The sequence below is a fragment of the uncultured Jannaschia sp. genome, assembly GCF_947503795.1.
GTDB lineage: Bacteria > Pseudomonadota > Alphaproteobacteria > Rhodobacterales > Rhodobacteraceae > Jannaschia.
Genome location: NZ_CANNEZ010000001.1, coordinates 2,063,874 through 2,089,051, shown reverse-complemented (window position 1 = coordinate 2,089,051; position 25,178 = coordinate 2,063,874). Strand labels below are relative to the sequence as shown.

Genomic DNA, 25,178 nt, shown 5'->3' with positions numbered 1-25,178 from the left:
TTGACCCCGCCGTCCATCCCCCGCACCTAGGCCCCAACCGGCGCGGAGGCCCCATGTTCAGACGTTTTGAGTGGATGATCGCCTGGCGCTACCTGCGCGCGCGCCGGTCCGAGGGCGGGATCAGCGTCATGACGTGGATCTCGCTGATCGGGATCGCGCTGGCCGTCTTCGCGCTGATCGCCACGCTCGCCGTGCGGTCGGGCTTCCGGTTCGAATTCGTCGACACGATCATCGGCGCCAACCCCCATGTCCAGGTCCTCAACTACGGAGAGGTCCTGCCCAACGGTCAGCCGACGCGCACCATTGCCGAGTTCGACGCCGTGGCCGAGCGTGTGGCCGCGATCCCCGGCGTGCTGCGCGCCGCTCCGGTCATCGAGGGGCAGGTGATGGCCAGTGCAACGGGCCGCAACGCGGGCGTGCAGGTGGTGGGCATCCGGGCCGAGGATCTCGGGCGGATCCCCCGCATCGCCGACCCCGAGGAGAGCCAAGGCTCGATCGATGCCTTCGACGAGGGGATCGCCATCGGTTCGGGCGTGGCGCGCAGCCTTGGCGTGGGCGCAGGCGACACGATCCGCCTGATCTCGCCCGACGGGGTGCGGACCGCCTTCGGGACCAGCCCGCGCGTCAAGGCCTACCCGGTGACCTTCGTCTTCCAGGTCGGGCGCTTCGATATCGACTCGACCCGTGTCTACATGCCCTTCGACGAGGCCCAGATCTATTTCAACCGGGCGGGCGTGGCGGACGCGGTGCAGGTCGCCGTCGCCGACCCCGAGACGGTGGACGACTTCGCCACCGACCTGATCGCGGCGGGGGGTGAGGGGACCTATCTCTGGACGTGGCAGAACGCGTCGGGCGCGTTCCTGAGGGCCCTCCAGATGGAGGACAACATCATGTTCGTCATCCTTTCGATCCTCGTGCTGATCGCGACGCTCAACATCACGTCGGGGCTCGTGATGCTGGTCAAGAACAAGGGCCGCGACATCGGCATCCTGCGGACGATGGGCCTGACCCAGGGGACGATCCTGCGGGTCTTCTTCATCTGCGGCGCGTCCATCGGCGTGTTCGGAACGGTGATTGGCGTGGTGCTGGGCTGCCTTTTCGCGATCTATATCGACCCGATCTTCAACGCGGTGAACGCGCTGGCCGGGGGCGGTGTCTGGGACCCGTCGGTGCGCTATATCTCGGCGCTGCCGGCGCGATTGGAATTGGGCGACGTGCTGACGGCGGTGGCCCTGTCGCTGACGCTGTCCTTTGTGGTCACCATCTTCCCGGCGCGGCGCGCGGCGCGGATGAACCCGGTCGAGGCGCTCCGCTATGAGTGAGACATTGCGGCTGGAGGGGATCGCCAAGGGATATCACCTCGGCCGTCCGAACGAGATCCGGGTGCTCAACGGCGTCGATCTGGCGATCGCGTCGGGCGAGGTCGCGGCGCTCGTGGCGCCCTCGGGTGCCGGCAAGTCGACGCTCCTGCATATCGCGGGGTTGCTCGACACGCCCGATGCGGGCCGGGTCACGCTGGGTGGCGACGACCTGACGGGGCAGGGCGATCGGGCCCGGACGCGCGCGCGGCGGCGGCGGATCGGCTTCATCTACCAGTTCCATCATCTCCTGCCGGAGTTCACGGCCGCCGAGAATGTCGTCCTGCCACAGCTCGCCGACGGTGCTGCCCCGGCGGCCGCGCGGGCCCGAGCGGACGATCTTCTGGGCCGGGTGGGCCTGAGTCACCGCGCCGATCATCGCCCCGCCGAGATGTCAGGAGGCGAGCAGCAGCGGGTCGCCTTCTGCCGCGCGCTGGCCAACGCGCCGGAGCTTCTGCTGGCCGACGAGCCCACCGGCAATCTCGACCCCGGCACGTCGGATACCGTATTCGATGCGCTGATGGCGCTGGTCCGCGAGACTGGGATGGCCGCGCTGATCGCGACGCATAATCTCGAGCTGGCCGCGCGGATGGACCGCGTGCTGCGGTTGGAGGCGGGACGGTTGGTCTAGGCGGCCTCATCTGACGTTTGGGATCTGTTCCAGTCGATCAGCTAGCGACCCATCAGGCGGGTCACGCGGACTATGCTGAGCGGCGCGCTTCGTCCGCTGCGGTGCCGGACCGATGGGTTCGATGTGTCCCCCTATCGAAGGTCGCGCCGATGCCGGTGGCCGATCGGCGTCCGACAATGGCTTCCAAGGTCACGCAGTGATCGGGTGTCTGATCTCCGCCGGACGTCGCCTGTGTCTGATCACTTTTGAAGTCGACGTCAGTCGCCTGATCCACGACGTCGAATGCCTGCGTAGATCTCCCAGATTTACGGCGCTCGGACGTTCTTCCTGAGATTGTTCGTACGAACAATCTTCACCATTCTTCGTACGAAGAATGGATAGAGTCGCCGGATCGCCCGCCGCCCGCGGGGACGTCGATCTCACCGCCCCGCCGTACCCTCGGGACTCCTGTTCCGATACCAACCGGGTGTTGAGGATTCGTTGACGCCCGTCAGCCGGCCAGATGCGCGGCGATCCGATCGTAGAGCGCCGTCCGCCGGTCCGCGCCTTCCATCAGAACCTCGTGGCGCGCGCCCTCGACGATCTCGAGCGTGCCCCCGTCCCAGCCGTTCATGCGAACATGGACCGCGTCCGAATCCACGATCCGCTCATCGGTGCCCAGCAGCGTCAGCGCGGGCAGATCGGGCGCCGCCATCCGCGCCATCGCGTGCATCTCGCGCAGCGCCGCCCAGAGCCATGACAGCGACGGGCCGCCCAGCGCCAGGTCGGGATGCTCCGCGATCTGCCGCTTCATCCAGGCGAACATTTCGGGATCGGTGGTCAGGAGATTGTCCTCGAAGGGCTGACCCGCCGGATCGGCCGACTTGCCCGATCCGGGCGTGTTGCGCTCGCCGAGGCCCAGCATCGAGGCCAGGCCCGAGACACCCCATCCCATCACGCGTTCGTGCGGACGCAGGGTCAGGCCCCACATCGGCGCCGAGAACACGGCGCGCCGGAAGACCGATTGCCGCATGCAGGCCCGGAGCGCGATTGCGCCGCCCATCGAATGGCCCAGCACGTGCCACGGACGCGGCAGGTCGGCATCGCGCGCAACCTCCAGCAGGGCGTCGACGTCCCGCTGGTACTCGTCGAACCCTCCGACATGGCCCAGCCGCCGGTCGCGGGCGGGGCGGGGCGACAGGCCCTGGCCGCGCCAGTCGATCGCCGCACAGGCAAAGCCGTGCTGCCCGAGCTGCGCCGCGGCATCGGAGTACTTTTCGATATATTCGGTCCGCCCCTGGAACAGCATCACCGTTCCGCGCGGCCCCGTATCCCATGTCGCCGCCCGCAGCGTCACGTCGTCCGAGGTCCGGGTCCAGACGCAGCGCGACGGACGCGGCCCTATGGCCACGTCCGCGAAATAGGGGGCGTCGGACACCGGGCTAGAGCTGCGCGCCGAGCTTCATCGCCGTGCCCATGTCGCCATCGACCGACAGCTTGCCCGACATGAAGGCGGCGGTCGCGTTGACGTCGCCATCGAGGATGCCTTTGAAGGTCTCCGCATCGGCGGTCATGGTGCATTCGGCGTCTTCGTCGCCCTCGCGCACGCCGGCCTGATCGACCATGATCGACCCCTCGCCGGGGATCACGAACTTGACGGAGCCGTCGAAGGTACCGATCTTTGCCGAGAGCTGGGTGACGGCTTCGTTGATGATGTCGCTCATGATGTCCTCTGGATGACGGATAAGGGTGGATCGGAAACTAGGATGATGGACGCGCGCGTCACGCTCAAGGCCCTCTGCGTCGCCGTCGCGTGTTACGCCACGTCCGCGCCCGTTGCGGCGCAGGTACTCGACGGCGATGTCGATCAGCTTCTGAACCGGCTCTCGACGTTGACGCCCGAGCATGATGCCGCCGAGGCCGCACGGCTGGCCCGCGAAATCCAGGAGCGCTGGACCCATTCGGGCAGCGCCACGATCGACCTTCTGCTGCAGCGGGGCCTCCGGGCGATGGCGGCCGAGGATTACCCCCGCGCCATCGCGCATCTGACCGCGCTGACCGACCATGCGCCTGACTTCGCCGAAGGATGGAACCAGCGGGCCACCGCCTTCTTCATGATGGAGCGCTACGGGCCCGCGATCTCGGATATCGAACAGGTGCTGATCCTCGAGCCCCGTCATTTCGGGGCGCTGGCGGGGCTCGGGATCATGCTGGAACAGCTTGGCGACGAGGCGGGTGCGCTCAACGCGCTGCGCGCCGCGCAGGAGGTCCATCCCGCCGAAGCGAACGTCAACGCCGCAGTCGAGCGGCTGGAGCAGCAGACCGGCGGACGGACGCTCTGACTTCATGACGGATGGCGGACGGGTCACGGCGGTCCTCGGGCCGACGAACACGGGCAAGACGCATTACGCCATCGAGCGGATGCTGGCGCACCGGACGGGGGTCATCGGCCTGCCGCTGCGCCTGCTGGCGCGCGAGGTCTATGACCGCATCGTCGCGATCCGCGGCCCTTCCGTCTGCGCGCTCGTCACCGGCGAGGAGCGGATCGTCGGGCCGCGCGCCGCCTACTGGGTCTGCACGGTCGAGGCGATGCCCACGGGCCTCGGAACAGATTTCGCCGCGGTCGACGAGATTCAGCTCTGCGCCGACCCCGAGCGGGGGCATGTCTTCACCGACCGCCTGCTGCACATGCGGGGGCTGCACGAGACGCTGTTCATGGGCTCCGAGACGATGCGCCCCGCGATCCAGCATCTGATCCCCAAGGCCCAGTTCGCGCGCCGCGAACGCTTTTCCGAGCTGACCTATACAGGCTCGAAGAAGATCAGCCGGATGCCCGGCCGCACCGCCATCGTCGGCTTCTCGGTCGAGAATTGCTACGCCATCGCCGAGCTTCTGCGCCGCCAGAAGGGGGGTGCGGCTGTCGTGATGGGCGCGCTCAGCCCCCGCACGCGCAACGCCCAGGTCGAGATGTACCAGAACGGCGATGTCGACTACCTCGTGGCGACGGACGCGATCGGCATGGGCCTCAACCTCGACATCAAGCATGTCGCCTTCTCGGCCACCTCCAAGTTCGACGGCCGGCGCATCCGGCCCCTGATGCCGCACGAGCTGGCGCAGATCGCGGGTCGGGCGGGACGCTATACCGAGCCGGGCACCTTCGGCGTGACAGGCGAAGCCGCGCCGCTGGAGACCGGTCTGGTCGAGGCCATCGAGGAACACCGCTTCAAATCTATCGACCGGCTGGCTTGGCGGTCCTCGGCGCTGGAATTCGGTTCGCCCGAGGCGCTGATCGCCTCGCTCGAGGCGCCGTCGGGCGACACGCTCCTGACCAAGGGCCGCGAGGCGGACGACCTGCAATCGCTCAAGACGCTCAACGCGCTCGAAGGTGTCGCGGGCCAAATCCGCGACGCGCGCGACGTCCGCCTTCTCTGGGATGTGTGCCGTATCCCCGACTTTCAGGGCATCAGCCATGGCGAGCATACCAACCTCCTGGCGCGGATCTTCGACTTCCTGCGCACCAAGGGTCGCGTCCCCGGGGACTGGTTCGCGCGCCAGATCAAGCGCATCGACCGCACCCAGGGCGATATCGACGCCCTGTCCAAACGGCTGGCCTATATCCGCACCTGGACGTATGTCGCGCAGCGCAAGGACTGGGTCGACGACGAGGCCCATTGGCGCGGCGAGACGCGCAAGGTAGAAGACCGCCTGTCGGATGCCCTGCACATGGCGTTGACCCAGCGGTTCGTCGACAGGCGCACCAGCGTGCTGCTCCGGCGGCTGAAGATGAAGGAGGGCCTGTTGGCCGAGATCGACGACAAGGGACAGGTGACGGTCGAGGGCGAGACGCTCGGCCGGATCGAGGGCTTCCGCTTCCACCAGACCGGGACGACCACGCCCGACGAGGCGAAGACCGTGCGCCAGGCCGCGACGCAGGCGCTGCGCCCCGAATTTCATCTGCGCGCCGACCGGTTCTACAACGCGCCCGACACCGAGATGGACTTCACCGAGCAGGGCGGCCTCATGTGGGGCGACCAAGCCGTCGGCAAGCTCGTCGTCGGGCCCGAGGCGCTGAAGCCAGGCGTCGAGGCCTTCGTCGACGAAGAGGCGGGTCCGGAGGTGATCCAGAAGGTCACGCGCCGCCTGCAGCACTTCATCGACCGCAAGATCGCCGCCGCGTTCGAGCCGCTTCTGGCCATGTCGCGCGACGAGGCGGTCACCGGCCTCGCGCGGGGCTTTGCCTTCCAGATGATGGAAGGCTTCGGCATCCTGCCGCGCATGCAGGTTGCACAGGACGTCAAGGCGCTCGACCAGGATGCGCGCGGCCAGCTTCGCAAGCACGGCGTGCGCTTCGGTCAGTTCACCATCTTCCAGCAGCTTCTCCTGAAGCCCGCGCCGACGCGCCTGCGCCTCGTGCTCTGGTCGCTGTCGAAAGGCCTGCAGGAGTTCCCTGAGGCGCCGCCGCCGGGCCTCGTGACCGTGCCCGCCGCGGCGGACGCACCTGATGGCTACTACGCGATGGCCGGCTACCGGCTGGCCGGGCAGCGCGCGATCCGCATCGACATGCTGGAACGTCTGGCCGACATGATCCGTCCGATGGACAGCCGGGGCGGGTTCGAGGCGACCGCCGACATGCTCTCGATCACGGGCATGACGCTGGAGCAATTCGCCGACCTGATGGGCGGGCTCGGATACGCCGCCGAAAAGGGCGAGCGCGCGAAGGCGTCGCCCGCCAAGCCCGCGACCGTCGCCACGCCGACCGATTCCGTCCCCGAGGCGGCTCAGCCCCCCGAGGGTGAGGTCACCGCGCCGCCCGCGTCGATGGGCGGCGAAAGCCCGGTGCCGGCCGATGAGACGGTGACCGAGACGATGGTCGCGAAAGAGGTGGAACCGGCGACCGCCGCGGATGCCCCGCCTGCTGGGGACGCCTTGCCGGAGACGGCCGAAGCATCGGACGCCACCGATGCCGCGTCCGAAGATCCCGCGCCGGGCGCGGACGTCGCCGAGGTCGAAACGTTCTACACCTTCACCTGGGCGCCCAAGCCGCGCCATTCCCGCGGCCCGCGCCGCGAGGGTCAGGGCGAGCGGCCGCGTGGCAAGGGGAAGCCGAAGGGCAAGGGCGGCCCCCGTCAGGGTGGCGGGCCGAAGGCGCGCGATGCCGGGCCGAAGACCTTCGAATCGCGGCCCAAGCGCGAGAAGGCGATCGACCCCGACAACCCGTTCGCCGCGCTGGCGGCCCTGAAGGACAAGTGAGCGACGCGCCCGGGGCGCGGCTTCGGATCGACAAGTGGCTTTGGCAGGCGCGGTTCTTCAAGACCCGCAGCCTCGCCGCGCGCACGGTCGGAGAGGGTCGCGTCCGGGTGAATGGCGAGCGCGTCACCAAGGCCAGTCACGGTATCGCTCCGGGCGATTCGCTGACCTTTCCGCAAGGCAACCGCATCCGCGTCGTCGAGATCGCCGCGCTGGGCACCCGGCGGGGCCCCGCCGCCGAAGCGCAGGCGCTCTATCTGGACCATACGCCGCCGCCCGTGCCCCGCGTCGGACCTCGCCCCACGGGGCGCGATCGTCGCCGCCTCGACGCCGAACGCGCCGGCCCCGAGGACTGACGCCGCTCACGATTGTGTATCATCGGTTGAACCCGTTCGGCCCCGCCGCTAGACCGCCTGCGGACCGGAAAGGACAACCCGCATGACCTATGTCGTCACCGACGCCTGCATCGCCTGCAAATACACCGATTGCGTCGAGGTCTGCCCCGTGGATTGCTTCTACGAAGGCGAGAACATGCTGGTCATCCATCCCGACGAGTGCATCGATTGCGGCGTCTGCGAGCCGGAATGCCCCGCCGACGCCATCCGCCCGGACACCGAGCCGGAGATGGAAAAATGGGTCGAATTCAACCGCAAGTACTCCGAGGCCTGGCCGGTCATCATCACCAAGAAGGACCCGCTCCCCGACGCCGAGGAGATGGACGGCAAAGAGGGCAAGATGGACCTCTTTTCCGAAGCGCCCGGCGAAGGCGGCTGACGCTACGTCCCGAATGCGCCCGATTGGGTCAGTGTCGGTGACACTTTCGGGGCGTCCATTTTTGTGGTATGATCCTGGGGATAGCGGAGCCTCTCCGGCACCGCGCGCCACCACCAACTTCGGGTTCGTCTGCCGACCCGGTCGACATGTCAGAACGAACGCATCGACCCCCGGGGCGACCCGGAGGCCGGTCTTCTTGTCGCGATGCGCGACCGGCCGAACGCCGCGGGACATGCCGAAGACAACCGAAAGGATGCCCATGGCCAAGAAGTCCGAATTCCGCCCCAACGATTTCGTCGTCTATCCCGCGCACGGCGTCGGCCAGATCGTGTCGATCGAGAAGCAGGAGGTCGCCGGCTTCGAGCTGGAGCTCTTCGTGATCTCGTTCGCCAAGGACAAGATGATGCTGAGGGTGCCGACCAACAAGGCGACCGATGTCGGCATGCGCTCGCTCTCGCCGCCCGACGTGGTGACCAAGGCGATGACGACGCTCAAGGGCAAGGCCCGCGTCAAGCGCGCCATGTGGTCCCGCCGCGCGCAGGAATACGAGGCCAAGATCAATTCCGGCGATCTCATCGCCATCGCCGAAGTGGTCCGCGACCTGCACCGCAACGACGAGCAGCGCGAGCAGTCCTATTCCGAGCGCCAGCTCTACGAGGCCGCGCTCGACCGCCTGACGCGCGAGCTGGCCGCCGTGAACGACATGGACGAGGACGGCGCCCTCAAGGCCGTGGACGAGATCCTGTCCGCGCGGCCCTCCGCCGCCGCCTGATCCGGCGACACCGAACGACTGACGGGGCGTCCGAAACGGCGCCCCGTTTTCATGTCCGGGTCAGACACCGCTCATTCCCACCACCTGTCGATGGTCGCGATATCGTCGTCGGACCACCCGAAATGATGCGCGAACTCGTGCACGGTGACATGCGCGACCAGCGCCTCGATCGTCACGTCCCCCCGCGCCGCCCATTCGTCAAGGATCGGCCGCCGGAACAGCGTCACCGAAGACGGCGGCTCGGGCCAGTCAACACTCCGCTCCGTCAGCGCGACGCCCTCGTAGATGCCCGTCAGATCGTAGGCGTCGTCGATGTCCATCTCGTCCAGCAGCGCGTCCGACGCCCAGTCCTCGACGCTCAGCCGCACCTCCGCCGCGGATCCCGCGAAGGGCGCGGGGAATGCCGCGCGGGTCGCCTCGGCCATGGCGAGGATCGCGGCGGCATCGGGCGCGGTCGTCACGACAGCACGCGCGTCCCGTCGGGCGTCTCGATCCGGGCCGAGAGCCACCGGTCGCCCTCGGTTACGACGATGCGGGGATCGGGCACGAGGCTATGAAGGATCTCGCGCAGCTCGGACGCCTTGGGATGCCGCAACATCAACGCCTCGAGACGAAGGCCCGTATCCTCGAAGGCGGGCGGGCCGGATTGCCATTCGATCAGCGCCGGAAAGCAGCCATCGAACGGCAGCACGCCATCCTCGGGCACGGCCATGCGCCAGCGATATTCGCCCCGCTCGAACTGGATGGGCCGGCCGGCATCGGGAAAATCGGCGATGGCGGCGTCGAGATCTTCGCAGCGCGCGATCCAGTTGCCGACCCGCGCCGCGCCCGCCCTTCGGTCGAGGTCGAACCAGCGCGGCCCGTCGGGGGCCTCGGCGTCGGGGTTGATGGCGATCACTTCGAGATATTCGCCCGGGCCCAGTCCCGAAAGACGGTTGTGCGTCCCCATCCGCGTGTGGTTTCCGCCGGGACCGATAACGTGCCCGAGTTGCGCCTCGACAAGGGCGGCCCCCTCGGACAGCGTGGCGGCCGAGATGGCCAGGTGATCGAAGGATGGCATGACAGCGGACGCTAACCCCCCGGCCCGAAAGGCGCAATTGCGAACCGCCTGCATCGCCGCGCGCGACGGCGTGGGGCGCGAGGCCCGCGCGGCCGCGGCGACCCGGCTCTTCGCGCGGATGATGGACGTCCGGGGCCGCACGATCGCGGGCTACCTGCCCATCGGGTCCGAGGCCGATCCGCGCGGCACGATGGCGGTGCTGAGCCGCGCGAACCGCATCTGCGTGCCGGTGGTCACCGCGCGGGGCGCGCCCCTGCGGTTCCGCGAGTGGTGGCCCGGCTGTCCGCTGGAGGTCGGCGCGTTCGGCGTATCCGTCCCGGTCGAAGGCGGCTGGCGCGTGCCCGACATCCTGATCGCGCCCCTCGTGGGGTTCGACGCGGGCTGCGGGCGGCTGGGCTATGGCGGCGGGTTCTACGACCGGACTCTCGCGGGGCTGCGGGACGCGCAGGCCATCGGCCTCGCCTTCGAGGCGCAGCGGGTCGATTCCATCCCGCGCGAGGCGACGGACATGCCGCTCGACGCCGTCATCACCGAGGCGAGGGTTTATCTGCCGCCCGCCGCGCGCTAGCCCGCAGGCAGACAACGACAGGAGCCGACATGACCTTCGACCGTTCCATCAAGATCGCGCCCTCGATCCTCGCGGCGGATTTCGCCGCCTTCGGCGCGGAATGCGAGGCGGTCGAGGCGCAGGGTGCCGACTGGGTGCATGTCGACGTGATGGACGGGCACTTCGTTCCGAATATCAGCTTCGGACCCGCGACCTGCGCGGCGATCCGGCCGCATATCAAGGGCGTCATGGACGTCCACCTGATGATCGCGCCAGTCGATCCCTATATCGACGCCTTCGCGGAGGCCGGGGCGGACATCATCACCGCGCATCTGGAGGCGGGACCGCATATTCACCGCACGCTTCAGGCGATCCGGGGGGCGGGCGCGCGGGCCGGGCTGGCGCTCAATCCGGGCACGCCGGCCGAGGCGGCGGCGGCGCTTCTGGACGACGTGGACCTCGTCTGCGTGATGACCGTGAACCCCGGCTTCGGCGGGCAGCGCTTCATCGAAAACCAGATCGCCAAGATCCGTCGCCTGCGAGAGATGATCGGCGACCGTCCGATCCATATCGAGATCGACGGCGGCATCGATCCCACGACCGCGCCCGGCGTCGTCGAGGCGGGGGCGGATGTGCTGGTCGCGGGTTCGGCGGTGTTCAAGGGCGGATCGGTGCGCGAGCCGGGGCCATACGGAGCGAACATCCGTGCCATCCGCGCCGCAGCCGAGGCCGCGCGGGGATAGATTCGGGCGACGCTACGACCCACTGTGAGGCAGTCGCTCCCTGATGAGGGGAACCGGCCATCCTGCGGCGTCTAACCCGCAGAGAATCCGCACCGGATCGGCGCCGTCACATGCGGCGGGACCGTGCATGTGACGGCGCCGCGGCTCCGGTCGCCCTTGATCGCCGGCAGGGCAGCGGGTGCCAGCAGGACGAGGGTGGTCAGCGCGATCAATGCGATCGTCAGCCAGTCATGCTGCGGCATCGCGCGGAATTGTGCGGCCAGATCGGACATCGTGCAGCCTCTCTCCGGGTTCCTCGGGGCAGGGGGCGGGCCGAGGCGGCCCGCGCCGAGGGCCGGGTTTCACCCGACCGTCCGTCGCGGGGCGGGCCCGACCGGGCGACGACATCGCGACGCCCCGAGACTTAACGGAGGGGATTTAAGGGAGCGTGAACGAAGGGGAAACATCCCCCATGTCTATCCGCCGACCGGAAGGCGGGTGCCGCTGCCGGCGCTGGCATAGGCCAACTCGACCAGCCGCATCGTCGCGAGATAGTCGCGCGCCGTCGTCTCCCACCGGCCAGACCCTAGCCCCGCAACCACATGCGCCTGAAAGGCCCGCACGCTGTCGCCCGCAAAGCCGGGCCGATCCTCTGCGGGAAGCACCTGCGTCGTCTCGCGGGCGCCATACGCACGGAGGGTTACCGCCCCGTCGCCGCAGAGCACCAGCGTGCCGTCCTCGCCCTCGAGCAGCGCCTCGCCGAAGGTCCGGCGCGGATCGTCCGTGTCAAAATCGACGAGTCGGTTGCCGTCGAACACCGCGCGGCAACCGCCGCCGTAATCCAGCACCACGAGCCCGGCATCCTCGCCCCGGATCGCGGGGTTGAGGCGGCGCAGGTCGGCATAGATGCCGTCCGGCTCGCCCAGCAGGTAGCGGAACACGTCGAGGTAGTGGATGCCCGTCTCGTGGATCAGAAGGCGCGGCATGGTCTGAAAATAGGGCTGCCGCGCGAGATAGGCGTCCGGTCCCTGTCCATCCCCGGTGCGCAGCCGGAACGTCAGCCCGAGCGGGCGGCCCACCGCGCCGTCCTCCAGCGCGGCCTTCATCGCCCTGAACCACGGCTGGAAGCGGAAATTCTCGTGCACGATGAGGGGGACGCCGGCGGCCTCGGCCTCGGCCGCCATCGCGCTCGCCTCCTCCAGCGAGGTGCAGAACGGCTTCTGGCAGATGATGGCCCGTGGGCGATGCGCGAGGGCGCTGCGGATCGCCTCCGCATGGGTCGGGGGCGGCGTGGCGATGTCGACGATATCGATGCCGCCCGCGCCGAGCATTGCATCGAGCGTGGCGTGATCGGCGCCGGTGGCGGCGTGCGCATCTGCCGTGGCGGCGAGGCGTGCGCCGGGGACACGGCCCCAGGCTTCGCGGTGGAACTGCGCGAAATAGCCCAGCCCGAGCAGACCTACGGCGAAGGTCACAGCCGCGCCATCACCGCCGCCGCCGCCCCGGTCGTGTCCAGCGCGCCGCCGAGATCGCCGGTCGTCTCTCCCGCCGCGAGGCAGGCATCGACAGAGGCCTCGATGCGGGCGGCGTCGCGCACCAAAGCGTCGTTCCCGTGCTTTCGTCCCAGCCAGTCGAGCATCATCCCCGCCGAGAGGATCATCGCGACCGGGTTGGCGAGGCCGCGCCCGGCGATGTCGGGGGCCGTGCCGTGACAGGGCTGGAACACCGCGTGGTCGTCGCCGATATCGGCCGAGGGTGCCATCCCCAGTCCGCCCATCAGTCCCGCGCCCAGATCCGAGAGGATGTCGCCGAACATGTTCTCGGTCACCATCACGTCCCAGTCCCAGGGCCGGATCACGAACCAGAGCGCCATGGCGTCGACATAGGCGTGGTCGGCGGTGAGGTCGGGATAGTCGCCCGCCACCTCGTCGAAGATGCCGCGCCAGAAGGCGAAGGCGCGGAAGACGTTCGCCTTGTCCACGCTGGTCACCCGACCCGCATGCCCCGCGGCCTTGCGCTCTGCGGCCAGGTCGAACGCGAAACGACAGACCTTCTCGGTGGTGCGGCGGGTCAGGCGGAGCGTTTCCTCGGCCATGTCGTCGGTGACCGTCCCGCGCCCCTGTGTGTGGAAGAGGCCCTCGGTGCTTTCGCGGATGAGGACGAAATCGACGGATTTGCCCATGGGCAGGGCGAGAGGGGTCTTCATGCCGGGCACGATGCGCACGGGCCGTACGCCCGCATAGAGATCGAGCGCGATCCTCAGATCCACCTGCGGTATGAGTTCGGTGCCGTCGGGCTTGCGCACCGCCGGGTCGCCCAGAGCGGAGAGCAGGATCGCATCCGCCCGGCGCGCAGTGTCGAGCGTCGCTTCGGGCAGGTCGCTGCCGCAGTCGAGAAAGCTCGCCGCCCCCGCCGGGCAATCATGGAACTCGAAGTCGTGGTCGAGGCCGCGCAGCAGGTCGAGCGTCGGGGCCATGATCTCCGGGCCGATGCCGTCGCCGTGAAAGACGGCGATGTCGAATGTCTTGGACATGGGGGTTCCTCCGGCGGCACTGTCGGGACCGTAATCAGAGCCCAATGCAAGGACCAGACATGTTCGCAGTCGCCGTCACCATCACCGTCAAGCCCGGCCGGATGCCCGACTTCCTGCCTGCGATGATGGAGAACGCGCGTGCCTCGCTGGGCGAGCCGGCCTGCAACCGCTTCGACGTGGCCACCGATCCGGCGCGCCCCGACGAGGTGTTCCTCTACGAGCTCTACGACGACGCGGCAGGGTTCGACGCGCACCGCGAGACGCCGCATTACAAGACCTTCACCGCGACCTGCGATCCGATGATCGCGGCGAAGGACGTGGCGACCTGGTCGGTGCTGCATGGCTGAGCCGTGGGAGGTCTTTGCGATCCGCTACGCCGAGCGGGGCGCGCGGGTGCGGGGCGACAGCTTCATCTTCGACGACCATCCGGCTGCGCCCCATGGCATGGATTACTTCATGTGGCTGCTGCGGCGCGGGTCCGAGACGATCCTCGTCGACACAGGATATGACGCGGCCGAGGGCGTACGGCGCGACCGGCCCATTCTGACCGATCCGGGCGCGGCGCTGGCGCCATTCAACCTGACCCCCGACGACATCGACACCATCATCGTGACCCACCTGCATTACGACCATGCGGGCGGGCTGCACCTGTTCCCGAACGCACGCCTTCACATGCAGGCCGCCGAGATGGCCTTCGCCACCGGGCCCTGCATGTGCCACGATACGATCCGGATGCCGTTCACGGGCGACCACATCTGCGAGGCGGTCAAGCGGCTCTATGCCGGAAAGGTCGTGTTCCATGACGGCGAGGCCGAGGTGGCCGAGGGCGTGACGGTCCACCGCATCGGCGGCCATTCGAAGGGGCTTCAGGCGGTGCGGGTGCGGACGGAGGCGGGCTGGCTCTGCCTCGCCTCGGACGCCTCGCATTTCTACGAGAACATGCGCGCCGCGAAACCCTTCCCCATCGTGGCCGACCTGACCGAGATGCTGGACGGGTTCGCGACGCTCGGACGGCTGGCCTCGGGGCCGGACCTGATCGTGCCCGGACATGACCCGATCGTGCGCGACGTCTTCCCGCACGAAGGCGGCGAGGTCTGGCGCCTGTCGCACGGCCCGTCGCGGCCGATCCCGGAATTCGACGTGAATGGCTGAAAAAACGGACCCATGCCTACGGGAAACTGGGTATGGTGGCGCTAACCTGATCCGGATCGGGCGAATTCGGGTGACACCGAGTTGGCATCTCCGGTAAGGAAATCTGACCGGATGCGCTGGTGAGGAGCGTATCCCCCGGATGCAACGTCATCCATCGCACGGTTCAACAGGGAGGAACCACATCTATGAAACTCAAGGCAATCGCGCTCGCGTCCACCGCGGCCATCTTCGCCACCGGCGCCCAGGCGCAGGAAGTGCTGGAGATGACCTCCGCCTTCGGCAAGAACCTTCCGATCCTCGGCACCGCCGGGACGGATTTCGTCGAAAAGATCAACTCCATCTCGGAATCGGTCGAGTTCGAGCATTTCGATCCGGGCGAGCTGGTCCCGACGCTGGAGGCGCTCGACGCCGTGTCGAACGGCTCGGTCGACGCCGCCTACACCACGTCCGGCTACTGGCAGGGCAAGATCACGGCCGCGTCGCTCTTCGCCGCCGTGCCCTTCGGCCCCGAGGTGGGCGAATTCACCGCGTGGATGCTCTATGACGACGGCCACGAGCTGTTCCAGCGCATGTATGACGAGAACGGCTACAACGTTCACGTCCAGCCCTGCGGCATCATCGCCCCCGAGACCTCCGGCTGGTTCAAGAACGAGATCAACTCGGTCGCCGACCTCGAAGGTCTGAACATGCGCTTCTTCGGCCTCGGCGCCGAAGTGATGCAGCGCCTGGGCGTCTCGACCTCGCTTCTGGCGGGCGGTGACATCTTCCCGGCGCTCGAGCGCGGCGCGATCGACGCGACCGAGTTCTCGATGCCCCTCGTGGATGCGCGCCTCGGCTTCTACAACATCGCGAAGTTCAACTACTTCCCCGGCTGGCACCAGCCCGCCACGATGTTCGAGCTGCTGATCAACAAGGATCGCTGGGAGGAGCTCGACGAGCGCGCCCAGAACCAGATCGAGGTCGCCTGTCTGGCCAACATCACCACCAACTACGCGGAGGGTGAGGCCACCAACTTCCAGGCCATGATCGACAACGAGGCGCAGAACGGCGTCACCAACAAGATCTGGTCGCCCGAACTGCTGGAAGCGTTCGAGACCGAGTGGACCAACGTGGCCGAGGAACTGGCCGCCGAGGACGCGTTCTTCAAGGAGGTCTGGGACGACCTTCAGGAGTTCCGCGCGGGCTACAAGACCTGGGGCGACACGATCTACCTGCCGCGTCCGCGTAACTGATCCGTCGCGTCGGTGCGGTGTGATCCCGCGCCGACCGCACTCGACGACGACGGGGCCGGGTGGCCAAGTGCCGCCCGGCCCCGCGACCGACCAGCCCCGAGGGTGGGGCGACCCCGCGCTCCGCGCGGACCACGGGAGGGGACACCCATGAGCCACGCCATTCCGCCCGAGCCCGTCTCGGCCGATGTCGATACGCCGATCGTCGCGGTCTCGGATCCCGGCGAGGTCGGCCGCGCCGAACACAATGCGGGCGACCGCATCATCATCGCCATCTCCAACGTCTTCGCGTGGCTCTTTCCCGTCCTGATGATCGCCATCTGCGCCCAGGTCGTGCTGCGCGGCGCGGGCATGAACCAGGCCTGGCTCGACGACGCGCAATGGTGGGTCTACGGCGCCGCGGTCCTGATCGGAATCGGCTACGCCGTCACCACCAACAGCCACGTCCGCGTGGACATCTTCTATGACGGGTACGATGCGCCCAAGCAGCGCAAGATCGACATCTTCGGCCTCGCATGGCTGTTCTTGCCGTTCATCATCCTGTGCTGGGACACCACGCTCGACTACGCCATCAGCTCGGTGAAGGCGGGCGAGGGCTCCGACAGCCCGAACGGCCTGCACCGCCTCTACCTGCTCAAGGTCTTCATGAACGTGAGCTTCCTCTTCATCGCCGCCGCGACCTGGTTCGCCTACGTGCGCAACCTCGCCAAGCTCGTGCGCCCGCTCTGGTGGCGAAAACTGTTCTGGGCCTTCCCGGCCGTCGCCTTCGCCGTGAACCTTGTGATCTACTACAGCGCCCTGGGCCTCGTCCTCGCCACCACCGAGGCCACGACCGCGCGGGAGGCCACGCGCCACTGGTTCTTCGACACCTTCGCGATCGGCCCGGAGGAGATGAAATATACCGTCGCCTCGGCCCTGATCGTCACCGTCATCATCATCGGCGCCGCCTACCTGCTGCGCGACAAGTCCGAGGACGCCTGAGCCCATGTTCCTCCTCGAAGCGATCGCGCCGTTCATGACGCTGAACGAACTGGCCGTCCTGGTCATGTTCCTGACCTTCATCTTCCTTCTGTTCCGCGGCATCCCCGTGGCCTTCGCGCTGGTCGGCGTGTCGCTGATCTTCGCGCTCTTCGCCGAGATCTTCCTCGACCCGTTCCGCTCCAGCTTCCGCGACGTGATCGAGTTCGACCGCACCGGCATCGACTATCAGCGGCTCTCGGTCCTCTCGGGGCGCCTCTTCGGCAACATCGTCAAGAACCCGGTCCTCGTGGCGCTGCCGATGTTCATCTACATGGGTCTCATGCTGGACCAGTCGGGCGTGGCCCAGCGGATGATGCACGCCATGCAGAAGCTCTTCGGCGGGCTGCGCGGCGGGCTCTCGCTGACGGTGCTGCTGATCGGCATCATCCTCGCCGCCTCGACGGGCGTCATCGGCGCCTCGGTTACGCTTCTGGGCGTCATGGCCCTGCCCGCGATGATGAAGCAGAACTACTCCAAGCCCATCGCCACCGGCACGATCGCCAGCGCGGGCACGCTGGGCATCCTCATCCCGCCCTCGATCATGCTGGTCATCATGTCCGACCAGCTCGCCATTTCGCTGGGCGACCTCTTCATGGGCGCCCTGTTCCCCGGCCTGATCCTCGGTGGCCTCTACATCGCGTTCATCGTGATCTTCGGCCTGATCTCGCCCAGCTCGATGCCTGCCCCCGAAAAGACCGAGGAGGTCGGCTGGCCCGTCGTCAAGGAAGTGCTCTTGGCGGTCGTGCCGCCGATGTTCCTGATCCTTCTCGTCCTCGGCTCGATCTTCGCGGGCATCGCCACGCCGACCGAAGCCTCGGGCCTCGGCGCGTTCGGTGCGACCTTGCTGGCCGCGATCAATGGCAAGCTCAGCTTCACGGTGCTGCGCGACGTCGGCCGCTCGACGCTGAACACGGCGGGTTACATCGTCGGCATCTTCCTTGCGGCGAACTTCTTCGCACTCGTGCTGCGCCGCTACGGCGGCGACGAGATCGTGCAGAACCACGTCCTCGGCGCGTTCGAGAGCCCCTACATGATCGTGCTCTTCATCCTCTTGATCGTGTTCCTTTTGGGCTTCCTGCTCGACTGGATCGAGATCACGATCATCATCATGCCGCTGATGCTGCCGATCATCCTTGGGCTCGAGCTGGCGGTGCCCGGCTTCGACCAGGTGCAGGACCCGAGCGTCGTGTGGTTCGCGATCCTCGTGGCGGTGACGCTACAGACATCGTTCCTGACGCCACCCGTGGGATTCGCGCTCTTCTATCTCAAGGGTGTCTGCCCGCCGGGGGTCACGCTCGCGCATATCTACAAGGGCGTCATTCCCTTCGTGCTCTTGCAGCTCACGGGCCTTGCGATCGTGTTCTACTTCCCCGCGCTGACGACGTGGCTGCCCTCGGTGGCCTACGGGAACTGACCAACCTTCCAGCACTGGAAGGTTGCGACGCGGTGCCTCACTTGGAACCGGCGCGATCCGGTGCCATGTGGGGGCCAGCACACCGTTGGAGCCCACGCATGATCCGTATCCTCGCCGCCCTGGCCGTCCTCGCCACCCCCGCCGCGGCCGAGATGGCGACGCTGGGCGATCTGAGGATCGCGACGCCGGTCCTGCGTGCGACGCCGCCCGCGGCCCCGGTGGCCGGAGGCTTCCTCCGGATCACCAATACGGGCACCGCCGGCGACACGCTCGTCGCCGCCGCGATCGCGCCCGAGGTCGCCGGGCGGGTCGAGTTGCACGCGATGGAGATGAATGACGGCGTGATGTCGATGATCGAGGTCGAGGGCGGCATCGATCTGCCGGCGGGCGAGACCGTTACGCTGATGCCCGGCGGGCTGCACCTCATGCTCTTCGATCTCGGTGGACCGCTCGTGGCGGGCGACAGCCACGCCGTCACGCTCACCTTTGCCGAGGCGGGCGAGATCACCCTCGACATGCCCGTGGCCGGGCTGGGCGAGATCCGCGCCATCTTCGAGGAGGCGGGCGGCATGGGCCACGGCGCCTCCGGCCACGGGAACTGATCGCGTGCGCCGTCGCGTCCTGATCGTCGTCGCGGGCCTTGTGGTCGCCGTCATGGCGCTCGGCGCGGGCATCGCGCTGCGACAGGTGCTGGACAGCCGGACGGTGACGCTCGCCACGGCGACCGAACTCGGCGCCCCGTTCGAGCTGGTCGATCACCGCGGCGACCCGATCACCGAAGCCGCGTTCCAAGGCCGCCCGTCGCTTCTCTTCTTCGGCTTCACCCATTGCCCCGAGATCTGCCCCACGACGGTCTACGACATGGAAACCTGGCTGGGCGATCTGGATGTCGGGCCGGACGCGCTGGGTGCGTATTTCGTCACCATCGACCCCGAGCGGGACACGCCCGAATTCCTCGGCGACTACCTAACCCCGCAATCGGAACGCATCACCGGCATCACGGGGGCGCCTGAGGACGTCTGGGCCATGGCCCGCTCCTGGAAGGTCTATTTCCAGAAGCGGCCGCTGGGCGAGGGCGACTACACGATGGATCACTACGCCTCGGTCTTCGTGCTGAACGCCGACGGCGCGGTCGTGGACCTGATCGCCTATGGCGAGGATCCCGACACCGCCAAGGCCAAGATCGCCGCCGTTCTTGGCTGAGCGCCGCCCGGCGCGCTAGGATGCGGCCCAAGGAGGGTCGCGTCATGGAACGGGTCGAGGGAATTGGAGGCGTCTTCATCCGTGCGCGCGATCCGGCGGCCCTGTCCGAATGGTACGACACCCATCTCGGAATTACCGGAACACCGGGGCAGTGGGCACCCGCCGGCGGCACGACGGTCTTCGCGACCTTTGCCACGTCGGACACCTATTTCCCCACCGACCGGGCCGTCATGCTGAACTTCCGGGTGCACGACCTCGACGCGATGACGGCGCAACTGATGGCGGCCGGGATCGAGATCCGGACGGACCCCGAGTGGGATTCCGAGGTCGGCCGCTTCGCCCGCATCCATGACCCCGAAGGCAACCCGATCGAACTCTGGGAGCCGTCGCGGACGGTGCGCGACCACGAGGCCGCAACCTCCTAATCGCGGACCATTCCACGCAGGGGCGGAATTCTCTGGCCTGATTCGCGCTGATTCGCTAACCTACGCCCAGACCCGGACAACCGGGCGGGCAGAAACAGACATTACAGGCGTATCAATGACGGAAATCGCGCATGGCGCGGTCGTCGCCCTTCCGGGCGAGGCCATTGTATCCCGATGGTGGCGGACGCTGGACAAGGGCGTGCTGGGCGCGGTGGTCCTGCTCTTCGCGACAGGGCTTCTTCTCGGCTTCGCGGCCTCGGTGCCGTTGGCCGAGCGCAACGAGCTCCAGCCGTTCTACTACGTGACCAAGCAGGCGATCTTCGGCGGGCTGGCCTTCGTGGTGATGCTGATCGTCTCGATGATGCAGCCGCAGGTCGTGCGCCGGCTGGGCGTGGTCGGGTTCTTCGTGGCGGCCGCGGCCCTGATGCTTCTGCCGGTCTTCGGCACCGATTTCGGCAAGGGGGCGACGCGCTGGTATTCCATGGGCTTCGCGTCTTTCCAGCCGTCCGAGTTCCTCAAGCCGGTCTTCATCATCATGACCGCGTGGCTCATGGCCTCCGCGTCCGAGCCGAACGGCCCGCCGGGCAAATCCATCAGCTTCGGCATCCTCGTGGTGGTGATCGCCTTCCTCGCGCTGCAACCGGATTTCGGCCAGGCGATGCTGACCATCGTGGCGTGGTCCTCGATCTACTTCGTCGCGGGTGCGCCGATTGTCCTTTTGACGGGCGTCGTGGGCGCGGTCGGCTTGGTGGGCGTCATGGCGTATCACAACTCCGAACACTTCGCGCGGCGCATCGACGGCTTCCTCAACCCCGAGGTCGATCCCCGTACCCAGATGGGCTACGCGATCGACGCCATCCGCGAGGGCGGCTTCTTCGGCACCGGCGTCAACGAGGGCCGCGTGAAGTGGATCCTGCCCGACGCCCATACCGATTTCATCATCGCCGTGGCGGCCGAGGAATACGGGCTCATCATGGTGCTCTTCGTGGTGGCACTTTTCGCGTTCATCGCGGCGCGCTGCCTGCTGCGGCTCTGCGTCGAGCGGGACATGTTCATTCGCCTTGCGGGGACCGGCCTCACCGTCCTTCTCGCCAGCCAGGCCTTCATCAATTTGGGCGTCGCCGTGCGGCTCCTTCCGGCCAAGGGCATGACGCTGCCCTTCGTCAGCTACGGCGGCTCTTCGCTCATCGCCATGGGCCTGTTGACGGGAATGCTCCTGTGCTTCACCCGGTCGAGGCCCCAGGCCGAGATCGGGGATCACCTGCTGTCGAACGGATACCGTTGAGCCCATGCCGCCCCTCGTCGTCATCGCCGCCGGAGGCACCGGGGGCCACATGTTCCCGGCGCAGGCCCTCGCCGAGGAGATGCTGACGCGCGGCTGGCGGGTGAAGCTTTCGACCGACGATCGGGGCGCGCGCTACGCGGGCAGCTTCCCGGACGAGGTCGAGATCGAGATCGTGCCCTCGGCCACGCCCCAGCGGGGCGGCCTCGGGGCCAAGCTCGGCGTGCCGTTCAAGCTGACCTCGGGTGTCATGCGCGCGCTGTCGGGCTTCCGGCGCGATCGCCCCGCCGTGGTCGCGGGCTTCGGCGGCTACCCGTCGATCCCGGCGCTGGCGGCGGCGACGATGATGAAGCTGCCGCGCCTGATCCACGAACAGAACGGCGTGCCCGGCCGCGTCAACGAGATCTTCGCCACCCGCGTCGATGCCTTCGCCTGCGGGACCTGGCCCACCAAGCTGCCCGAAGGCGTCGAGGGGCAGCACACCGGCAATCCGGTCCGCGCCGCCGTCGCCGCCCGCGCGGCCAGCCCCTACATCCCGCCCGGTGACTACCCGATGACCGTCCTCGCCATCGGCGGCAGCCAGGGCGCGCGCGTGTTGGCCGATTGCGTGCCCGACGCGCTCGCCCGGCTGCCCGAGGCCATCCGCGCCAACCTTCGGGTCTTCCAGCAGGCCCGCCCCGAGGATCACGACCGCGTCGCCGCGGCCTATGCCGCAACCGGCATGGATGCCGAGATCCGGCCCTTCTTCGACGACGTGCCGACCCTGATGGCCGAGGCGCAACTGGTGATCGCCCGCGCGGGCGCTTCGACCATCGCGGACCTCTCGATCATCGGTCGGCCGGCGATCCTGATCCCCTATCCCCACGCCGCCGGCGACCATCAGACTGCCAATGCGCGCGGTCTCGTCGAAGTGGGGGCCGCGATCCTGCTGCCGGAGCGGAAACTCGACGCGACAAGCCTTGCCGCACAGGCCGAGCTGATCCTGACCAACCCCGACGGCGCGCGCCAGATGGCGCGCGCGGCCATGTCCGTGGCGGTGCCCGACGCGGCGACCCGGCTGGCCGATCTCGTCACAGACGTGAGCGACATATGAACGCGATGCCGATGAACACGAACGCCACCAAGCTGCCCACCCAACTGGGCCCGATCCACTTCGTCGGCATCGGCGGTATCGGCATGTCTGGCATCGCCGAAGTGCTCCTGTCCCATGGCTACACGGTGCAGGGGTCGGACCTGAAGGCGTCGAAGATCACCGACCGGCTGGCCGGGAAGGGCGCGCGCATCTTCGAAGGCCAGCGCGCCGAGAACCTCGAGGCGGCCGAGGTCGTCGTCATCTCCTCGGCCATCAAGCCGGGGAATCCCGAGCTCGACGCCGCCCGCGCGCGCGGCCTGCCGGTGGTGCGCCGCGCCGAGATGCTGGCCGAGTTGATGCGGCTGAAATCCAACGTCGCGGTGGCGGGCACCCACGGGAAGACGACGACCACCACCATGGTCGCGGCGCTGCTGGACCAAGGCAAACTGGATCCGACGGTCATCAATGGCGGAATCATCCACGCCTACGGCTCGAACGCACGGATGGGGCAGGGCGAGTGGATGGTGGTCGAGGCCGACGAGAGCGACGGCACCTTCAACCGCCTGCCCGCGACCATCGCCATCGTCACCAATATCGACCCCGAGCACATGGAACATTGGGGCACGATCGAGAACCTGCGCCGGGGCTTCACCGATTTCGTCTCGAACATCCCGTTCTACGGGCTCGCCATCTGCTGCACCGATCACGCCGAAGTACAGGCGCTGGTCGGGCGCATCACCGACCGCCGCATCGTCACCTACGGCTTCAACGCCCAGGCCGACATCCGCGCCACGGGCCTGCGCTACGAGGGCGGGGTCGCGTTGTTCGACATCGCGCTGCAGGACACGGGCGAGGTGATCGAGGGCTGCCGCCTGCCGATGCCGGGCGACCACAACGTGTCGAACGCGCTCTCCGGCGTGGCGGTGGCGCGCGAGCTGGGCGTGCCGAACGACGTGATCCGCGAGGGGCTGGCCGCGTTCGGGGGCGTCAACCGGCGCTTCACCCGCGTGGGCGAGTGGAACGGCGTGCCCATCATCGACGATTATGGCCACCACCCGGTCGAGATCGCCGCCGTCCTCAAGGCTGCGCGCCAGTCGATCGACGAGGGCGGCCGCGTCATCGCCGTCCACCAGCCGCACCGATATTCGCGGCTCCACTCTCTCTTCGACGACTTCGCGAGCTGCTTTGCCGATGCCGACGTGGTGGGCATCGCCGACGTATTCGCCGCGGGCGAGGAGCCGATCGAGGGCGCGTCGCGCGACGATCTCGTAGCGGGCCTGATCCGCACCGGTCATCGCCATGCCCGCGCCGTCACCGACGAGGCCGATCTCGAACGCCTCGTGCGCGAGCAGGCACGGCCGGGCGACATCGTCGTCTGCCTCGGGGCGGGTACCATCTCGGCTTGGGCGAACGCGCTTCCGGCGCGTCTCGCGGCATGATGGGACGGGCGGGGGGCCGGCCCCCCGCACCCCCCGCCAAGGGGGCTGTCGGCCCCCTCGGACACCCCCGAAGGTTTTTCGGGCCAGAGGACGGAGGGGCGGCATGGCCCTGATCGCCCTCTGCCTCTGGGTCGTGCTCGCTTGGGTCCTGCAGACCGTCCTGACCGCCAGGCAGTCGTGGCCCGCCGCCTACGGGTTGATTGCCTGCGGCCTGCCGCTGGTCGCGTGGCTCTGGTTGTCGATGTCGGCGCTCTGGGCGCTGCTCGGGCTCGGGGTCATGGCGCTCGTGCTGCGCTGGCCGCTGCGCTACGCGGTTCGCTGGCTGAAGGCGCGACTGACATGACCTGGCCGGTCGTGCGTGGCACCCTGACCGAGAACCGCCCCCTCGCGGACCTGACGTGGTTGCGCGTCGGCGGTCCGGCGGATGCTCTGTTCCAGCCCGCGGATGTCGAGGACCTGCGCAGCTTCCTGCGCGATCTCGACCCGGCCGCGCCGGTCTTTCCCATGGGCGTCGGATCGAACCTGATCGTGCGCGACGGCGGGATCAGGGCCGTGGTCATCCGCTTGGGGCGGGGATTCAACGGCATCGAGATCGAGGGCGACCTCGTCCATGCCGGCGCCGCCGCGCTGGACGCCCATGTCGCGCGCCGCGCCGCCGACGCCGGACGCGACCTGACCTTCCTGCGCACCATTCCCGGCGCGATCGGCGGTGCGGTGAAGATGAACGCGGGCTGCTACGGCACCTATACCGCCGACCACCTGGTCGAAGTCGAGGCTGTCACGCGCGCGGGCGAGGCGGTCACGATCCCCGCGTCCGACCTGCACTTCGCCTACCGCTCCAGCCGCATCCCCGAGGGCCATGTCATCACCCGCGCCACCTTCCGCGCGCCCGAGGGCGATCCGGCGGAGCTGGAGGCCCGGATGGCGGCACAGCTCGCGCGCCGCGACGAGACGCAGCCGACCAAGGATCGCAGCGCGGGCAGCACCTTTCGCAACCCGGCGGGCTATTCCTCGACCGGACGGGCCGACGACACGCATGACCTGAAGGCCTGGAAGGTCATTGACGATGCCGGGATGCGCGGGGCTACGCGGGGCGGCGCGATCATGAGCCCGAAGCATTCGAACTTCCTCGTCAACCAGGGTGGCGCAACCGCCGCAGAGCTGGAGGGTCTGGGCGAGGAGGTCCGAAAGAGGGTTTTCGAGACCAGCGGCGTGACGCTAGAGTGGGAAATCATGCGGGTCGGCGAGACCCACTGACACGGGGCGCAGAACCCGGACCCCATGACGGCCCGTCAGAGGCCGGGGGACAACGACAACAG

At 68.3% G+C, this 25,178-nt stretch carries 29 protein-coding genes; 22 read left to right on the top strand and 7 right to left on the bottom strand.

Annotated features, from left to right (window positions below; translation table 11 throughout):
* Nucleotides 1-53: 53 nt before the first annotated feature.
* Nucleotides 54-1,322, top strand: a complete 1,269-nt coding sequence (locus Q0833_RS10920) for a lipoprotein-releasing ABC transporter permease subunit (protein ID WP_298433999.1) — start codon at nucleotides 54-56, stop codon at nucleotides 1,320-1,322.
* A complete protein-coding gene (locus Q0833_RS10915; RefSeq protein WP_298433998.1) occupies nucleotides 1,315-1,989 on the top strand; it encodes an ABC transporter ATP-binding protein in 675 nt (224 codons plus the stop codon). Before Q0833_RS10920 ends, Q0833_RS10915 begins: the two co-directional genes overlap by 8 nt.
* A gap of 490 nt (nucleotides 1,990-2,479) precedes the next feature.
* Here the strand turns inward: Q0833_RS10915 and Q0833_RS10910 are convergent, their stop codons facing one another.
* Both Q0833_RS10910 and Q0833_RS10905 read right to left on the bottom strand, forming a co-directional pair.
* Nucleotides 2,480-3,406, bottom strand: coding sequence for an alpha/beta fold hydrolase (locus tag Q0833_RS10910; RefSeq protein WP_298433997.1), 927 nt, complete (start codon nucleotides 3,404-3,406; stop codon nucleotides 2,480-2,482).
* Between the two features lie 4 nt (nucleotides 3,407-3,410).
* Entirely contained in the window at nucleotides 3,411-3,692 is a 282-nt protein-coding gene (locus tag Q0833_RS10905) for an SCP2 sterol-binding domain-containing protein (protein ID WP_298433996.1), read from the bottom strand.
* A gap of 42 nt (nucleotides 3,693-3,734) precedes the next feature.
* Here Q0833_RS10905 and Q0833_RS10900 point away from each other — a divergent pair, with 42 nt between their 5' ends.
* The 5 genes from Q0833_RS10900 (at nucleotide 3,735) to Q0833_RS10880 (ending at nucleotide 8,761) form a co-directional block, all read left to right on the top strand.
* Complete coding sequence (locus tag Q0833_RS10900) at nucleotides 3,735-4,310, top strand: tetratricopeptide repeat protein (RefSeq protein ID WP_298433994.1); 576 nt, start codon at nucleotides 3,735-3,737, stop codon at nucleotides 4,308-4,310.
* A gap of 4 nt (nucleotides 4,311-4,314) precedes the next feature.
* Complete coding sequence (locus Q0833_RS10895; protein WP_298433992.1) at nucleotides 4,315-7,218, top strand: helicase-related protein; 2,904 nt, start codon at nucleotides 4,315-4,317, stop codon at nucleotides 7,216-7,218.
* A complete protein-coding gene (locus Q0833_RS10890; RefSeq protein WP_298433990.1) occupies nucleotides 7,215-7,571 on the top strand; it encodes an RNA-binding S4 domain-containing protein in 357 nt (118 codons plus the stop codon). Before Q0833_RS10895 ends, Q0833_RS10890 begins: the two co-directional genes overlap by 4 nt.
* 82 nt (nucleotides 7,572-7,653) lie before the next feature.
* Complete coding sequence (gene fdxA, locus Q0833_RS10885; RefSeq protein WP_298433988.1) at nucleotides 7,654-7,989, top strand: ferredoxin FdxA; 336 nt, start codon at nucleotides 7,654-7,656, stop codon at nucleotides 7,987-7,989.
* 253 nt (nucleotides 7,990-8,242) lie between these two features.
* Nucleotides 8,243-8,761, top strand: coding sequence for a CarD family transcriptional regulator (locus Q0833_RS10880; protein WP_298435099.1), 519 nt, complete (start codon nucleotides 8,243-8,245; stop codon nucleotides 8,759-8,761).
* A 71-nt stretch (nucleotides 8,762-8,832) separates the two neighbouring features.
* On the opposite strand, the gene Q0833_RS10875 is transcribed toward Q0833_RS10880, so the two are convergent.
* Both Q0833_RS10875 and Q0833_RS10870 read right to left on the bottom strand, forming a co-directional pair.
* Nucleotides 8,833-9,186: a metallopeptidase family protein gene (locus Q0833_RS10875; protein WP_298435096.1), complete on the bottom strand. Its 354-nt coding sequence runs from the start codon at nucleotides 9,184-9,186 to the stop codon at nucleotides 8,833-8,835.
* Nucleotides 9,187-9,218: 32 nt separating this feature from the next.
* On the bottom strand, nucleotides 9,219-9,821 hold the full coding sequence (locus tag Q0833_RS10870) for a VOC family protein (RefSeq protein WP_298433986.1): 603 nt from the start codon (nucleotides 9,819-9,821) through the stop codon (nucleotides 9,219-9,221).
* Here Q0833_RS10870 and Q0833_RS10865 point away from each other — a divergent pair.
* Both Q0833_RS10865 and rpe read left to right on the top strand, forming a co-directional pair.
* Nucleotides 9,820-10,389, top strand: coding sequence for a 5-formyltetrahydrofolate cyclo-ligase (locus Q0833_RS10865; RefSeq protein ID WP_298433984.1), 570 nt, complete (start codon nucleotides 9,820-9,822; stop codon nucleotides 10,387-10,389). The two genes, Q0833_RS10870 and Q0833_RS10865, sit on opposite strands and share 2 nt — an antisense overlap.
* A 29-nt stretch (nucleotides 10,390-10,418) precedes the next feature.
* A complete protein-coding gene (gene rpe, locus Q0833_RS10860; protein WP_298433981.1) occupies nucleotides 10,419-11,111 on the top strand; it encodes a ribulose-phosphate 3-epimerase in 693 nt (230 codons plus the stop codon).
* A gap of 71 nt (nucleotides 11,112-11,182) precedes the next feature.
* Here rpe and Q0833_RS10855 read toward each other — a convergent pair whose 3' ends face one another.
* The 3 genes from Q0833_RS10855 to Q0833_RS10845 form a co-directional block, all read right to left on the bottom strand.
* Nucleotides 11,183-11,383 carry a hypothetical protein gene (locus Q0833_RS10855; RefSeq protein ID WP_298433978.1) on the bottom strand — a complete coding sequence of 67 codons (201 nt, stop codon included), beginning with the start codon at nucleotides 11,381-11,383 and terminating at the stop codon, nucleotides 11,183-11,185.
* Between the two features lie 183 nt (nucleotides 11,384-11,566).
* Entirely contained in the window at nucleotides 11,567-12,565 is a 999-nt protein-coding gene (locus Q0833_RS10850; protein WP_298433975.1) for a Gfo/Idh/MocA family oxidoreductase, read from the bottom strand.
* Nucleotides 12,562-13,623 (bottom strand): isocitrate/isopropylmalate family dehydrogenase, encoded by a 1,062-nt coding sequence (locus Q0833_RS10845; protein ID WP_298433972.1) that lies wholly within the window; start codon nucleotides 13,621-13,623, stop codon nucleotides 12,562-12,564. Before Q0833_RS10845 ends, Q0833_RS10850 begins: the two co-directional genes overlap by 4 nt.
* A gap of 59 nt (nucleotides 13,624-13,682) precedes the next feature.
* Here Q0833_RS10845 and Q0833_RS10840 point away from each other — a divergent pair, with 59 nt between their 5' ends.
* The 13 genes from Q0833_RS10840 (at nucleotide 13,683) to murB (ending at nucleotide 25,116) form a co-directional block, all read left to right on the top strand.
* A complete protein-coding gene (locus tag Q0833_RS10840) occupies nucleotides 13,683-13,970 on the top strand; it encodes a putative quinol monooxygenase (RefSeq protein WP_298433969.1) in 288 nt (95 codons plus the stop codon).
* Nucleotides 13,963-14,775 (top strand): N-acyl homoserine lactonase family protein, encoded by an 813-nt coding sequence (locus Q0833_RS10835; RefSeq protein ID WP_298433966.1) that lies wholly within the window; start codon nucleotides 13,963-13,965, stop codon nucleotides 14,773-14,775. The genes Q0833_RS10840 and Q0833_RS10835 overlap by 8 nt, the downstream gene beginning before the upstream one ends.
* A gap of 185 nt (nucleotides 14,776-14,960) precedes the next feature.
* Nucleotides 14,961-16,007: a TRAP transporter substrate-binding protein gene (locus Q0833_RS10830; protein WP_298433963.1), complete on the top strand. Its 1,047-nt coding sequence runs from the start codon at nucleotides 14,961-14,963 to the stop codon at nucleotides 16,005-16,007.
* A gap of 147 nt (nucleotides 16,008-16,154) precedes the next feature.
* The gene (locus tag Q0833_RS10825) at nucleotides 16,155-16,985 is read left to right on the top strand and encodes a TRAP transporter small permease subunit (protein ID WP_298433960.1); all 831 of its coding nucleotides are present in this window, start codon (nucleotides 16,155-16,157) and stop codon (nucleotides 16,983-16,985) included.
* Between the two features lie 4 nt (nucleotides 16,986-16,989).
* Nucleotides 16,990-18,438 carry a TRAP transporter large permease subunit gene (locus Q0833_RS10820; protein ID WP_298433957.1) on the top strand — a complete coding sequence of 483 codons (1,449 nt, stop codon included), beginning with the start codon at nucleotides 16,990-16,992 and terminating at the stop codon, nucleotides 18,436-18,438.
* Between the two features lie 98 nt (nucleotides 18,439-18,536).
* Nucleotides 18,537-19,040, top strand: coding sequence for a copper chaperone PCu(A)C (locus Q0833_RS10815; protein WP_298433954.1), 504 nt, complete (start codon nucleotides 18,537-18,539; stop codon nucleotides 19,038-19,040).
* A 4-nt stretch (nucleotides 19,041-19,044) separates the two neighbouring features.
* A complete protein-coding gene (locus Q0833_RS10810; protein WP_298433952.1) occupies nucleotides 19,045-19,641 on the top strand; it encodes an SCO family protein in 597 nt (198 codons plus the stop codon).
* Nucleotides 19,642-19,685: 44 nt separating this feature from the next.
* On the top strand, nucleotides 19,686-20,066 hold the full coding sequence (locus Q0833_RS10805) for a VOC family protein (RefSeq protein WP_298433949.1): 381 nt from the start codon (nucleotides 19,686-19,688) through the stop codon (nucleotides 20,064-20,066).
* A 115-nt stretch (nucleotides 20,067-20,181) separates the two neighbouring features.
* Nucleotides 20,182-21,351: an FtsW/RodA/SpoVE family cell cycle protein gene (locus tag Q0833_RS10800; protein WP_298433946.1), complete on the top strand. Its 1,170-nt coding sequence runs from the start codon at nucleotides 20,182-20,184 to the stop codon at nucleotides 21,349-21,351.
* A gap of 4 nt (nucleotides 21,352-21,355) precedes the next feature.
* A complete protein-coding gene (gene murG, locus Q0833_RS10795) occupies nucleotides 21,356-22,441 on the top strand; it encodes an undecaprenyldiphospho-muramoylpentapeptide beta-N-acetylglucosaminyltransferase (RefSeq protein ID WP_298433943.1) in 1,086 nt (361 codons plus the stop codon).
* 11 nt (nucleotides 22,442-22,452) lie between these two features.
* Nucleotides 22,453-23,859, top strand: a complete 1,407-nt coding sequence (gene murC / locus Q0833_RS10790; RefSeq protein ID WP_298433940.1) for a UDP-N-acetylmuramate--L-alanine ligase — start codon at nucleotides 22,453-22,455, stop codon at nucleotides 23,857-23,859.
* Between the two features lie 103 nt (nucleotides 23,860-23,962).
* Entirely contained in the window at nucleotides 23,963-24,202 is a 240-nt protein-coding gene (locus Q0833_RS10785) for a DUF2484 family protein (protein WP_298433937.1), read from the top strand.
* The gene (murB, locus tag Q0833_RS10780) at nucleotides 24,199-25,116 is read left to right on the top strand and encodes a UDP-N-acetylmuramate dehydrogenase (RefSeq protein ID WP_298433934.1); all 918 of its coding nucleotides are present in this window, start codon (nucleotides 24,199-24,201) and stop codon (nucleotides 25,114-25,116) included. Before Q0833_RS10785 ends, murB begins: the two co-directional genes overlap by 4 nt.
* The last annotated feature ends 62 nt before the right edge of the window (nucleotides 25,117-25,178 follow it).

What these genes read in the sequence shown, in the direction of transcription:
- Q0833_RS10920 (WP_298433999.1), top strand. Translation starts at nt 54, where the DNA reads ATGTTCAGACGTTTTGAGTGGATGATCGCCTGGCGCTACCTGCGCGCG.
- Q0833_RS10915 (WP_298433998.1), top strand. Translation starts at nt 1,315, where the DNA reads ATGAGTGAGACATTGCGGCTGGAGGGGATCGCCAAGGGATATCACCTC.
- Q0833_RS10905 (WP_298433996.1), bottom strand. Translation starts at nt 3,692, where the DNA reads ATGAGCGACATCATCAACGAAGCCGTCACCCAGCTCTCGGCAAAGATC.
- Q0833_RS10900 (WP_298433994.1), top strand. Translation starts at nt 3,735, where the DNA reads ATGATGGACGCGCGCGTCACGCTCAAGGCCCTCTGCGTCGCCGTCGCG.
- Q0833_RS10895 (WP_298433992.1), top strand. Translation starts at nt 4,315, where the DNA reads ATGACGGATGGCGGACGGGTCACGGCGGTCCTCGGGCCGACGAACACG.
- fdxA (WP_298433988.1), top strand. Translation starts at nt 7,654, where the DNA reads ATGACCTATGTCGTCACCGACGCCTGCATCGCCTGCAAATACACCGAT.
- Q0833_RS10880 (WP_298435099.1), top strand. Translation starts at nt 8,243, where the DNA reads ATGCCCATGGCCAAGAAGTCCGAATTCCGCCCCAACGATTTCGTCGTC.
- Q0833_RS10875 (WP_298435096.1), bottom strand. Translation starts at nt 9,186, where the DNA reads ATGGCCGAGGCGACCCGCGCGGCATTCCCCGCGCCCTTCGCGGGATCC.
- Q0833_RS10865 (WP_298433984.1), top strand. Translation starts at nt 9,820, where the DNA reads ATGACAGCGGACGCTAACCCCCCGGCCCGAAAGGCGCAATTGCGAACC.
- Q0833_RS10870 (WP_298433986.1), bottom strand. Translation starts at nt 9,821, where the DNA reads ATGCCATCCTTCGATCACCTGGCCATCTCGGCCGCCACGCTGTCCGAG.
- rpe (WP_298433981.1), top strand. Translation starts at nt 10,419, where the DNA reads ATGACCTTCGACCGTTCCATCAAGATCGCGCCCTCGATCCTCGCGGCG.
- Q0833_RS10855 (WP_298433978.1), bottom strand. Translation starts at nt 11,383, where the DNA reads ATGTCCGATCTGGCCGCACAATTCCGCGCGATGCCGCAGCATGACTGG.
- Q0833_RS10845 (WP_298433972.1), bottom strand. Translation starts at nt 13,623, where the DNA reads ATGTCCAAGACATTCGACATCGCCGTCTTTCACGGCGACGGCATCGGC.
- Q0833_RS10840 (WP_298433969.1), top strand. Translation starts at nt 13,683, where the DNA reads ATGTTCGCAGTCGCCGTCACCATCACCGTCAAGCCCGGCCGGATGCCC.
- Q0833_RS10835 (WP_298433966.1), top strand. Translation starts at nt 13,963, where the DNA reads ATGGCTGAGCCGTGGGAGGTCTTTGCGATCCGCTACGCCGAGCGGGGC.
- Q0833_RS10830 (WP_298433963.1), top strand. Translation starts at nt 14,961, where the DNA reads ATGAAACTCAAGGCAATCGCGCTCGCGTCCACCGCGGCCATCTTCGCC.
- Q0833_RS10825 (WP_298433960.1), top strand. Translation starts at nt 16,155, where the DNA reads ATGAGCCACGCCATTCCGCCCGAGCCCGTCTCGGCCGATGTCGATACG.
- Q0833_RS10820 (WP_298433957.1), top strand. Translation starts at nt 16,990, where the DNA reads ATGTTCCTCCTCGAAGCGATCGCGCCGTTCATGACGCTGAACGAACTG.
- Q0833_RS10815 (WP_298433954.1), top strand. Translation starts at nt 18,537, where the DNA reads ATGATCCGTATCCTCGCCGCCCTGGCCGTCCTCGCCACCCCCGCCGCG.
- Q0833_RS10805 (WP_298433949.1), top strand. Translation starts at nt 19,686, where the DNA reads ATGGAACGGGTCGAGGGAATTGGAGGCGTCTTCATCCGTGCGCGCGAT.
- Q0833_RS10800 (WP_298433946.1), top strand. Translation starts at nt 20,182, where the DNA reads ATGACGGAAATCGCGCATGGCGCGGTCGTCGCCCTTCCGGGCGAGGCC.
- murG (WP_298433943.1), top strand. Translation starts at nt 21,356, where the DNA reads ATGCCGCCCCTCGTCGTCATCGCCGCCGGAGGCACCGGGGGCCACATG.
- murC (WP_298433940.1), top strand. Translation starts at nt 22,453, where the DNA reads ATGAACACGAACGCCACCAAGCTGCCCACCCAACTGGGCCCGATCCAC.
- Q0833_RS10785 (WP_298433937.1), top strand. Translation starts at nt 23,963, where the DNA reads ATGGCCCTGATCGCCCTCTGCCTCTGGGTCGTGCTCGCTTGGGTCCTG.
- murB (WP_298433934.1), top strand. Translation starts at nt 24,199, where the DNA reads ATGACCTGGCCGGTCGTGCGTGGCACCCTGACCGAGAACCGCCCCCTC.